Genomic DNA, 11,157 nt, shown 5'->3' on the forward strand with positions numbered 1-11,157 from the left:
AAACTTTTATTTCAAAAAGTCTTCAAAATAACGGGTTATATGTTCATGCAAATGCACTCTGTCATGCCCTGTCATGTTGTGTCCATGTCCCGGATAGATGAAAAAGTCGGGATGAGTCCCTTTCTTTATTGCAGAATCCAGGAAATTCAAGCTCTGTTGCATAACAACAGTCGGGTCTTCATCTCCGTGTATAATCATCAGTCGTCCTTTCAGGTCTCCTGCACGGTTTATCATACTCGATTCTTCGTATCCCGTGGGATTTTCTTGCGGACTGTCCATATAACGTTCACCGTACATTATTTCGTAATACTTCCAGTCGGTTACAGGGCCTCCGGCAACGCCTGCTTTGAATGTTTCCGGATGGCGGAGCATCAGGTTCAGAGTCATAAATCCTCCATAGCTCCACCCATGTACTCCGATCCGGTTTGCATCTACATAAGGTAAAGATTTCAGATATTCTACTCCTGTCATCTGATCTTGCGTTTCTATTACTCCGAGTTGGCGATGTGTGATGTTTTCGAAATTTATACCTCTGTTGCTCGTGCCCCTGTTGTCGAGTGTGAATACAATATAACCTTTTTCCGCCATGTAGACGTCCCATCCGCGGGCTTGTCCCAACCATGAATTATCCACCAATTGCGAATGAGGGCCACCGTATACATAAACCACTACCGGATATTTTTTGTTCGGGTCGAAGTTTAAAGGCTTAACAATACGGTAATATAGGTCTGTCTGTTTGTCATTTGCCTTTAACGAACCCAATGTTATTTCAGGCAACAGAACGTTTCCGTAAGGGTTTTTTGCCGCATGGAATATATATGTTTTATTCGATTTAGTATCTGTGATAGCTACTTTTCCCGGATTATTCTGTGAAGTGTAAGAATCGCAAATGTATTTTCCTGATGCACTCAAGATAGGATAGTGGACGCCTTCTTCTTTCGATAGCTGTTCTTTTTTGCCATTTTTCAGGTTGATTTTATAGATATGTTTTTCTATCGGGCTTGCTTCGGTTGATACGTAAAACAGGTTTTCCCCTTTTTCATCAAAGCCAATCACAGAGGTTATATCCCAATTGCCGGCGGTTATCTGTTTTAACTGTTTTCCTGTTGTGTCGTACAAATACAAATGGTTGAAGCCATCTCTTTTGCTCAACCATAAGAACTTATCCGGCGCGTTTTTAAGGAATAAGACCGGTTTCTCGGGCTCTACATACTTCTTATGTGTTTCCAGAAACAGAGTAGTTTGCAGCTTTCCTGTTGTGGCGTCATAGCTTCTTAAATAGCAAGAATCTTGGCCTCTATTGATTTCTGCAACATAGATATTTTTTTCGTCAGGACTCCAAGCTATGTTTGTCAGATATTTTTCTTTTGGCGTTCCTGTATTTAAAAAAACGGTCTGCCGGGTTGCCGGATTATATACGCCAACTGTGACATGATGGCTTTTCATTCCCGCCATCGGATACTTTATGTCTTTCAATTTAGCCACACGCGCCGAAACGTCTACAAGAGGGTAGTCTGTAACCATTGTTTCATCCATCCGGTAAAAAGCAAGCAAATTACCTTTTGGAGACCAGAAAGTTCCTCCGTTGATACCAAATTCATTTCGATGTACCGATTGTCCGGATACGATGCCTTTGTCACTATCGTTTGTTACCGCGTATTCTGTCCCATCGGGAGATTGTATGTATAAATTGTTCTCTTTGGTATATGCCAGATATTGGTTTCCCTCCGACAAATCATGATTGCTCATACCGGAAAAAGAAGAGAATGTAGCTGTAATCTTTTTCTCAACATAGTCGTACAAATATATTTTTTTCGGCGAAACGATCATCAGGTCATTAGATGATGCTGATACCGGCTGAATCCCGGCCAGGCTTTTTGGCAGTTCATCGCCATCTAATTGTAAATTAGCATTGATGTCTTTCAGGGTAAACAGCGTTTGCGGTTTTTCTTTTTCGGTAAGTGGGACGATTATGACAGAATCACCCTTTGTATATGTTAGTTGATCGCCATACCAGGATAACCGGCGCGGCATTTCGGCACGATACTTGCTGTATGTTTTTCCGCCCGGAATGAGGTCTTCTAATGTGAGAGGAATGTCTTGACTATATGATTTCATCGGCAGCAAAAAACTTATAGCTAAAAATAAAAAGTTAAAATATTTCATGTCTTTTGGCGTTTTAGATGGACAAAGATAGTGAAATTCTGTTTTGTCAACTTTTTTAGTGCATGTAAACAAGCGGGATATGCCATCTTTGTTGATGTTAATGGGTTTCGAAAAGTTTAAATTAATTATTTTTAGAACAAATTTATTTTTTTAAACGTTTATAAAATAAACACTATATTTGTACGTTATTAGGTGTAAGGGGAAATGTTTATTATAAATTTAAGGTAATGATTAAATCAAATATATCTTTCTATACAGGGCTGTTCTTTGTGTTTCTTGTACTGTTTTCTTGTAACAGGAAAACATCTACTTTTGAAATAACGGGAAAACTAGACAATATCTCAGGTAATTATTTCTTTATATCTCATGAAGAGGGTGATTCGCTTATTGTTGATACGATCCCTGTTTCTTCCAAAGGAGAGTTTTCTTTCTCCGGTGCAGTCGATACTTTAACCGAAATGTCACTGTATTTTAATCAAAATACAAAAGTCACATATTTGCTTGTAAATAAAGGCTGGAGCGTAGAACTGAAAGGAGATGTTTTATATCCGGACTTGATAAATATAAAAGGAGGAGATGTAAATGATGATTTGACAGCTTTTAAAAGTAAAAATAAAGATTTGTTGAAATCGCGAGCCGATATTGCTGCTTCCAGTAATGATAGCGCGGCGGTAAAAGATTACGTGGTTGAACTCAAAAATATCAACTTTGAGTTATCCAATATTGCTGCAAATTATGTCAAGGACAATCCGGACAAAATTGCCAGTGTTATGCTGATTAATACTTTCTTTAAGGATGAGTCGTCAATCCCCCGTTTAGACGAAAATCTTGATTTGCTAAAAGGGAAAGCTGCTGATTTTCCCCTCACTGCCAATTTGAAGCGTTTCAGGGATAAAGTCAAAATGTCTGCAATCGGAGCTGTGGCACCCGGATTTTCGATGGAAGATACGAAAGGAAAGAAAATAAATCTTTCCGATTACCGGGGAAAATATGTGTCTCTCTCATTTATATCTACAACTTGCAAGGTCTGTATCTCAGAAAAAGAAGAAGCCGTAAAGGTGTACAATGAATTGAAGCCAAAGAAATACAATATTGAATTTATAACTATTGTAAAAGACATAGAAGATGCCTCGGTAGATAGTATAGCAAATTCTGTAAAGTGGCCGCTTTTGCCGGTAAAGGGAGGTTGGTCTGCTAATCTATTCGATACATATTATATTAGAGAGATACCATACAATATACTTATCTCACCTACAGGGGTTATTCTCGATAGAGATTATCCCATTCTTGACATACCTAAGAAAATGGAAGAGTATCGTCAAAATTAGTATTCTATCTTTCTTTTTTTTATATTTGTTCCGATAACAAAGTTCAACTACACCATACACTAATAAATGCTAATAAAGATTTTTGGAGCCGCGGTTCAAGGCATAGAAGCGACTTTAATTACTATAGAGGTAAATTGCTCGAAAGGTATAAAATTTATGCTTGTCGGATTGCCGGATGCTTCGGTGAAAGAAAGCCATGAACGTATCGTTTCGGCATTACAAGTCAACGGTTATAAATTCCCCCGTCAACAGATTGTTATAAATATGTCTCCGGCCGATATAAGGAAAGAGGGGACTGCCTATGATTTGCCATTGGCTATAGGGATTCTGGCTGCTTCGGAAGGTGTCAAACAAGACAGTTTAGAGGATTATATAATAATGGGAGAACTGTCTTTGGACGGAAGTATTTTACCGATAAAAGGGGTTCTGCCTATTGCCATAAAAGCCCGTGAGCTTGGATTTAAAGGAATAATACTCCCGAAGAAAAATGCCCGGGAAGCTGCGGTTGTCAATAATTTAGATGTATATGGAGTTGACCACATCTGTCAGGTAGTAGATTTTTTTAATCAGGAAACTACTCTCGAGAAGGTTGTTGTAGATACAAGAGCTGAATTTTATGATGCGCAACAGTTATTCGAGTTTGACTTTTCTGATGTCAAAGGACAAGAAAATGTAAAACGGGCGTTGGAAGTCGCGGCCGCCGGAGGGCACAACCTCATTATGATAGGGCCTCCGGGGGCAGGCAAATCGATGATGGCTAAACGTATGCCCTCTATTTTGCCGCCATTTACTTTACACGAAGCCCTGGAAACTACCAAGATACATAGTGTAGCCGGGAAGATCGGTACGGAAACATCATTAATGGCTCGCAGGCCGTTCCGAAGTCCGCACCATACGATATCGGATGTGGCGTTGGTGGGAGGGGGAAGCTTTCCTCAACCGGGAGAAATAAGCCTGGCTCACAATGGGGTGTTGTTTTTGGATGAGTTACCGGAATTTAGCCGGAACGTATTGGAAGTTATGCGTCAGCCCTTAGAGGATAGACAGATTACAATCTCGAGATCGAAATTCACTGTTGAGTATCCGGCCAGCTTTATGCTTGTTTCGTCGATGAACCCATGTCCATGCGGTTATTACAATCATCCGGAGAAAGAATGTGTTTGTCCGAATGGCGCTGTACAGAAATACCTGAATAAAATCTCGGGGCCGTTATTGGACCGGATAGATATTCATATAGAAATTGTACCCGTTCCTTTTGATAAAATATCTGATAAAACACCGGCGGAAGCTAGCAGTCACATTCGAGATAGAGTGATTCGCGCGCGGGAAATTCAAATAGAACGATTTAAAGAAGAGGACGGTATCCATTGTAATGCGCAAATGAATCCTAAATTGCTGTCTAAATATGCTTCTCCGGACAATTCGGGGTTGGATCTGTTGAAGAAGGCAATGGATAGGTTTAACCTGTCGGCAAGGGCATATGACCGTATACTGAAAGTGTCCAGGACGATTGCAGATTTGGACAATTCTGAAAAAATATTACCAAAACATTTGGCAGAAGCGATTAATTACCGAAATTTGGACAGGCAAACATGGGCCAATATGTAATACTAATTTTATAAGGAATTATCATGAAATTTACACAGTTGAGCAATTCTATTTTCGAAAAGGTAATTAACGATTACCATAAAACGGATAACGTTGATACCCCGATTAATAATCCGTATCCGGAAAAGACAATCGAGTTTTATCTGTATCTGAAAAACTGGATAGATACTGTTCAATGGCATTTTGAAGATATTATAAGAGATCCTGAAATAGACCCGGGTGAAGCGCTTATTTTAAAACGGCGTATCGATAAATCAAATCAGGATAGGACTGATTTGGTGGAATTAATTGATAGTTACTTTTTGGATAAATATAAAAATGTGAGCGTATTATCCGATACACGTATAAATACAGAAAGTCCGGCATGGGCTATAGATCGTCTGTCGATTCTGGCTCTTAAAATATATCATATGCGCCAGGAGGTTGAGCGTAAAGATACAGATGAGCAACATAGATTGCAGGCAACGCAAAAGCTGAATGTACTGCTTAGTCAACAAGTAGATCTTTCTACAGCTATAGAGGAGCTTTTACAGGATATTGAATCAGGACATAAATATATGAAGGTCTATAAACAAATGAAGATGTATAACGACCCATCATTAAACCCTGTTTTGTATGGTAAATCTCAAAATAGTTAATTTTTTATGTGGAAAACTTCCATATTTAATCTATTATGGCTAAAATATTAGTAATCCGGATTTCCTCCTTTGGCGATGTGGCAATGCTTGTGCCTGTCATTAGCTCTGTTGCTGCAAAATATCCCCAGGATCGTTTTTCTGTAATGACGCGTAAGGCCTTTGCACCGCTTTTTGAGAATTTAGGATTTAACATAAATGTACTACCTCTTGATATTAAGGGACGACATAAGGGAGTGTCAGGCTTGTTTCGCACTACACGAAGAGTATCTACCTTGGGCTTTTCACATGTGGCGGACGAACACGACGTTTTAAGGTCGAAAGTGATCCGTTTCTTTATGCGGATGACCGGTCGAAAAGTAGTCGCTATCGATAAGGGACGGAGAGAGAAGAAAGAAATGATTGGAAGCAAAGTTCTTGAACCGCCATTGAAGCATATGATGCAACGCTATCAGGATGTGTTTGATAAGTTAGGATTTCCTGCTCCGATGACATTTAATAATATCTTTGATTTCGTTCCTCGCGATTTTACAAAGCTAAAGAGCATTGCACAATCGAAAGATGGGAAATGGATAGGAATAGCACCTTTCTCTAAACATAAAGGAAAAATATATCCTTTAGACAAAATGGAGAATGTGGTGAAAAAGCTATCAGAAAAAGCGGATATTACAATTTTCTTATTTGGTGCAGGGAAAGAGGAAGAAAGAGTAATCTCTTTATGGGCATCAAAATATCCAAAAGTAGTAAATACGATGGGTAAGCTGAATTTGGAAAGAGAACTTTTACTTATGTCTTATCTGGATGTGATGCTTTCTATGGATTCGGCAAATATGCATTTAGCTTCATTAGTTCAGGTTCCGGTTGTTTCAATATGGGGTGCGACTCATCCTTCTCTGGGCTTCTATGGATTCAGGCAAAATATAGATGATGCTGTTCAGATAAACCTAGAATGCAGGCCATGTTCCGTTTTTGGAGACTTGCCTTGCGAAAGGGTAGACTATGCCTGTCTTGGGAGAATAACGGAAGATATGGTTGTTGATCGGATAGATCGACTATTAGAAAGAGGAAACCCATGAAAATAGCAATTCTTTCTCCGTTCTATCCTTATCGGGGAGGTTTAGCGCAACTAAATGCCCGGTTGTACACCGAATTGGGCAAACGAAATGAAATGAGGGCTTTCTCATTTACCACACTATATCCTGATTTTCTTTTTCCGGGGAAGACACAATATGTATCCGAAAACGATTCCGTCACCATTGTCGAAAGCGAACGAATACTGAATACTGTCAATCCATTTACTTATATCAAAACGGCCGGGGCGATAAACAAATACTCACCGGATATTCTTATTATACCTTATTGGATGTCCTTTATGGCTCCGGCATATGGTACAATATGCCGTTTGTTGAAAAAAAAGATAAAGATTGTATCTCTTGTACATAATGCGATACCACACGAACGGACACTGATAGATAAACCCTTGGCCCGGTATTTTTTTAGCGGGTGCGATGCGTTTATCGTGATGAGTGAACCTGTACAAAAAGATTTGTTATCATTACGTAAGAACGCAAAAATACAGCTGCAACCTCATCCCATATATGATCATTATGCCGGGCGTATCGATCGATCAGAGGCATGTGACCGGCTCGGAATAAAGAAAGATAAAAAGAATCTCCTGTTTTTTGGACTAATCAGGGATTATAAAGGATTAGACGCCTTGATTGAATCGATGAATTCTCTGGATGACAGCTATCAGTTGATTATAGCCGGAGAAAGCTATGGTAGTTTCGACCGGTATAATAAATTAATTAGCGAGTCTTTGAGGAAGGATAATATTGTGGTATTTGAGCAATACATACCCGATGAAATGGTTTCCATTCTTTTTTCTGCAGCCGATGTATTGGTATTGCCTTATCGCTCGGCTACTCAAAGTGGGGTAGTTGCTCTTGCTTACCAACTCGAACTGCCGATGATCGCGACCAATGTAGGCGCTCTTGGGACTGCGGTACAACAGGCGCAAACGGGTTTGGTTATTCCTTCTGCAACAGTGGAGTATCTATCGGAAGGTATAAAGGAATTCTTTGCCAATAAGGGGCAAATAGCGATTTATGAAGAGAATACCAAAAAAGAAAAATCCCGGTTGTCATGGGATAATTTTGCCAGATCAATCGAGAAATTCTTTATGGAATTATAATGTCTTTATTTCATCCTTAACAACCCGTATTTGAGCATACAGATAAAAGCCCTGGCACCGTCTCTCCATCCGATTTTTTTCCCTTCTTCATACGTACGTCCATAGTATGAAATACCTACCTCGTAAATTCTTACTTTAGGATATCTGGATACTTTAGCCGTAACTTCCGGTTCAAATCCGAATCGTCTTTCCTTCAACGGTATTGATTGAATTATATCAGTCCGGAATAATTTATAGCAAGTCTCCATATCGGTCAGGTTAAGGTTGCTGAACATGTTAGAGACAAACGTTAGCATCCTGTTTCCTATCGAGTGCCAAAAGAATAGAATGCGGTGGGGATTACCACCCATGAATCTGGATCCGTAAACGACATCCGCAAAACCCCCGATTACCGGTTTCAATAGGAAGTTATATTCTTCCGGATCATATTCAAGATCCGCATCCTGAATAATGAGGTAGTCGCCCGTTGCTTCTTTAATCCCTCTATGCAAAGCGGCACCCTTTCCCATATTGACTGGTTGTTCGAAAAGCTTCATGTCTATGGATGGATGCTCAGCCATATATGCCTTGACAACTTCTATGGTGTCATCCTTCGAGCAGTCATTTACAATAATTATTTCTTTTTCGATATTGCCGATCAGTTGCACAGCTATTACCTTATCCAATATAAGGTGAATAGTTCTTGCCTCGTTATAGGCCGGTATTACAATGGAAAGTTTCATGTTATTTTGTATCTGTATTTTTAAAATTTATAGCCTAGAGTCATATAAAAATTCTTTGTTCTGGCTTTTCCGTTATTATATTCTTTCGCAAATTTTCTTAAACCCCAATGTTGTTTGTGTAATAAGTAATTTTAACCGGAGTTATTTAAGTGCTTTGTCGAAATACTCTATAGTCTTTATCAGCCCTTCTTTTAGCTGTACTTTTGGTTCCCAGTTTAATTTTTCTTTGGCAAGAGAAATATCCGGTTTTCTTTGCTTTGGATCGTCGCTGGGAAGGGGTTCGAATATTAGCTTCGATTTAGAACCTGTAAGTTCTAAAATCAGGTTGGCAAGCTCTATCATCGTAAATTCACCCGGATTTCCCGTGTTTACAGGACCTACGAAAAGATCGTCCGTTGCCATCATTCTTATCATAGCCTCTACCAGATCGTCTACATATTGAAAGCTTCGGGTTTGCATGCCGTCTCCGTATATCGTAATGTTTTCACCCTTGAGCGCCTGTACGATAAAGTTAGAAACTACACGGCCGTCGTCAGGATTCATATTGGGACCATACGTATTAAAAATACGTATGATTTTTATCCGTACTCCATTTTGACGGTGGTAATCCATAAATAATGTTTCGGCACAACGTTTGCCTTCATCGTAGCACGAACGTATACCTATGGGGTTTACATTCCCCCAGTATGATTCCGGTTGTGGGTGAACGTGAGGATCCCCATATACTTCACTGGTTGATGCCTGAAGAACTTTGGCTTTTAAGCGTTTTGCCAGTCCAAGCATATTGATGGCTCCCATTACGGAAGTCTTGATTGTTTTTATTGCGTTATATTGATAATGAACCGGGGATGCAGGGCATGCAAGGTTATATATTTCGTCTACATCTGCATGAAAAGGATGTACTATATCGTGCCTGATAGCTTCGAAATAGGGATTGTCGAGCAGGTGGATAATATTACTTTTCGATCCCGTGAAATAGTTGTCCAGACACAAGACTTCATGTCCTTCTTTTAGTAGCCTTTCACAAAGATGAGAGCCTATAAACCCGGCTCCTCCGGTCACAAGTATCTTCTTGCGGTTTTTCATATTTTATCTTCGATTTTATATAAATGCTTGTTTGTTAGTTTGGTTCCGAGATGCAAAGAAATAAAATTTTGTCCATCTAACATAATTAATTATGTAATTTATTCTCAATAGGGCTGTTAAAAGCAAATTGTCCTCAGGGCAACCAAAAAAAAATGAAAAGTGAAAAATTAAAAATCGTTAGTTTTATCTATAATAGACAATTAGCGAATTAGCAAATTGGCAAATGGCGCGAAGCGACAATAACTTGTAACTAATTGTTGGCTGTTTACTGATAACTGTAAGAAGTGTGGAGTTTGCATAGTACATGACAAAAAATATTACAAAATCTTATATCGCCCTTACAGGGCACGGTTTCAGGGTATTTCATTTTCCCACCCAAGGCGTTGCCATTGGGCTATATTATGTAGCCCCTTCAGGGCATCAAGGAAAGAAACAGGCTGAAAGCCTGATATATTCCAGCCCGGGGTAACACCCCGGGTAGATGACAACCGAAGGAACTGCGCCCTGTAAGGGCAACATAATAAGCCTTTTAAATATATATAAAATATTTTTTGTCATGTACTATGGGAGTTTGTTACTTTTTAGTTAAAAAGTTACGAGTAGACGAGATAAGAGGTACAAGTTGTTGACTGTTGACTGTAGAAGTTTGTTACTTTTTAGTTAAAAAGTTATGAGTTATGAGTTTTAAGTTCTGAGCGCTCACTACTTACTACTGATGACTGTAGAAGTTTGTTGCATTTTAGTTAAAATGAGGAAGGAGTTTTTCTCTCGTCATTGCGAGGGTTTACCCGAAGCAATCCAGAAAATAAAAAACGAAATGAGTGTGGAAAATGTTACTTTTTAGTTAAATTCTGGTTTGTCATGCTGACGACAAGAAGCATCTCCTGTCTCCCGGGGATTGGGATCCTTCCCTGCGGTCAGGATGACAAAGAGGGTAGCCGCGCAAGCAAGGGCTAACGGCTAAAAGCTATCGGCTAACAGCTAAAAAATGAGTGTAGAGGTTTGTTACTTTTTAGTTAAAAAGATACGAGTAGACGAGATACGAGGTACAAGTTGTTGACTGTTGACTGTAGAGGTTTGTTACTTTTTAGTTAAATTCCGGTTTGTCATGCTGACGACAGGAAGCATCTCCTGTCTCCCGGAAATCGGGATCCTTCCCTGCGGTCAGGATGACAAAGAGGGTAGCCGCGCGAGCAAGGGGCTAACGGCTAAAAGCTATCGGCTAACGGCTAAAAAATAACTGTAGAAGTTTGTTACTTTTTAGTGACTTTGTTGCAACGGCAGTCAATCTGGTATTTTTCTTCACTATCGTAGCAAGTAAAATTAACTCACTTTGTAAGCATCGGGCATACCAATCCCGATGAATTTATTTAATGTCAAACATTTGAGTTTGACCTCCGTTTTCTGATTTTTTAATG

Annotated in this window: 9 protein-coding genes; 6 read left to right on the forward strand and 3 right to left on the reverse strand. The window is 39.4% G+C overall.

Annotated elements, in window-relative coordinates:
- Positions 1 to 6: 6 nt before the first annotated feature.
- Entirely contained in the window at positions 7 to 2,166 is a 2,160-nt protein-coding gene (locus ACYPZI_RS06805) for a S9 family peptidase (RefSeq protein WP_459599916.1), read from the reverse strand.
- Between the two features lie 227 nt (positions 2,167 to 2,393).
- Here ACYPZI_RS06805 and ACYPZI_RS06810 point away from each other — a divergent pair, with 227 nt between their 5' ends.
- The 5 genes from ACYPZI_RS06810 (at position 2,394) to ACYPZI_RS06830 (ending at position 7,931) form a co-directional block, all read left to right on the forward strand.
- Positions 2,394 to 3,494, forward strand: coding sequence for a redoxin domain-containing protein (locus ACYPZI_RS06810; protein ID WP_459599918.1), 1,101 nt, complete (start codon positions 2,394 to 2,396; stop codon positions 3,492 to 3,494).
- Between the two features lie 66 nt (positions 3,495 to 3,560).
- Positions 3,561 to 5,102: a YifB family Mg chelatase-like AAA ATPase gene (locus ACYPZI_RS06815; RefSeq protein ID WP_459599920.1), complete on the forward strand. Its 1,542-nt coding sequence runs from the start codon at positions 3,561 to 3,563 to the stop codon at positions 5,100 to 5,102.
- A 23-nt stretch (positions 5,103 to 5,125) separates the two neighbouring features.
- Complete coding sequence (locus tag ACYPZI_RS06820) at positions 5,126 to 5,740, forward strand: DUF4254 domain-containing protein (protein ID WP_459599922.1); 615 nt, start codon at positions 5,126 to 5,128, stop codon at positions 5,738 to 5,740.
- A 35-nt stretch (positions 5,741 to 5,775) separates the two neighbouring features.
- On the forward strand, positions 5,776 to 6,813 hold the full coding sequence (locus ACYPZI_RS06825; RefSeq protein WP_459599924.1) for a glycosyltransferase family 9 protein: 1,038 nt from the start codon (positions 5,776 to 5,778) through the stop codon (positions 6,811 to 6,813).
- On the forward strand, positions 6,810 to 7,931 hold the full coding sequence (locus ACYPZI_RS06830; protein WP_459599926.1) for a glycosyltransferase: 1,122 nt from the start codon (positions 6,810 to 6,812) through the stop codon (positions 7,929 to 7,931). The genes ACYPZI_RS06825 and ACYPZI_RS06830 overlap by 4 nt, the downstream gene beginning before the upstream one ends.
- 5 nt (positions 7,932 to 7,936) lie before the next feature.
- Here the strand turns inward: ACYPZI_RS06830 and ACYPZI_RS06835 are convergent, their stop codons facing one another.
- Together ACYPZI_RS06835 and ACYPZI_RS06840 are read right to left on the reverse strand one after the other, a co-directional pair.
- Positions 7,937 to 8,653, reverse strand: a complete 717-nt coding sequence (locus ACYPZI_RS06835; RefSeq protein ID WP_459599928.1) for a glycosyltransferase family 2 protein — start codon at positions 8,651 to 8,653, stop codon at positions 7,937 to 7,939.
- 141 nt (positions 8,654 to 8,794) lie between these two features.
- The gene (locus ACYPZI_RS06840; RefSeq protein ID WP_459599930.1) at positions 8,795 to 9,739 is read right to left on the reverse strand and encodes a UDP-glucuronic acid decarboxylase family protein; all 945 of its coding nucleotides are present in this window, start codon (positions 9,737 to 9,739) and stop codon (positions 8,795 to 8,797) included.
- A 304-nt stretch (positions 9,740 to 10,043) separates the two neighbouring features.
- Between ACYPZI_RS06840 and ACYPZI_RS06845 the strand changes: the two genes are divergently transcribed.
- Positions 10,044 to 10,208 (forward strand): hypothetical protein, encoded by a 165-nt coding sequence (locus ACYPZI_RS06845; protein ID WP_459599932.1) that lies wholly within the window; start codon positions 10,044 to 10,046, stop codon positions 10,206 to 10,208.
- Positions 10,209 to 11,157: the final 949 nt, after the last annotated feature.

It is taken from the genome of Dysgonomonas reticulitermitis (assembly GCF_054601275.1).

Coding starts and splice junctions, on each gene's coding strand:
- ACYPZI_RS06815 (WP_459599920.1), top strand. CDS start 3,561: ATGCTAATAAAGATTTTTGGAGCCGCGGTTCAAGGCATAGAAGCGACT.
- ACYPZI_RS06825 (WP_459599924.1), top strand. CDS start 5,776: ATGGCTAAAATATTAGTAATCCGGATTTCCTCCTTTGGCGATGTGGCA.
- ACYPZI_RS06830 (WP_459599926.1), top strand. CDS start 6,810: ATGAAAATAGCAATTCTTTCTCCGTTCTATCCTTATCGGGGAGGTTTA.
- ACYPZI_RS06845 (WP_459599932.1), top strand. CDS start 10,044: ATGACAAAAAATATTACAAAATCTTATATCGCCCTTACAGGGCACGGT.
- ACYPZI_RS06805 (WP_459599916.1), bottom strand. CDS start 2,166: ATGAAATATTTTAACTTTTTATTTTTAGCTATAAGTTTTTTGCTGCCG.
- ACYPZI_RS06810 (WP_459599918.1), top strand. CDS start 2,394: ATGATTAAATCAAATATATCTTTCTATACAGGGCTGTTCTTTGTGTTT.
- ACYPZI_RS06820 (WP_459599922.1), top strand. CDS start 5,126: ATGAAATTTACACAGTTGAGCAATTCTATTTTCGAAAAGGTAATTAAC.
- ACYPZI_RS06840 (WP_459599930.1), bottom strand. CDS start 9,739: ATGAAAAACCGCAAGAAGATACTTGTGACCGGAGGAGCCGGGTTTATA.
- ACYPZI_RS06835 (WP_459599928.1), bottom strand. CDS start 8,653: ATGAAACTTTCCATTGTAATACCGGCCTATAACGAGGCAAGAACTATT.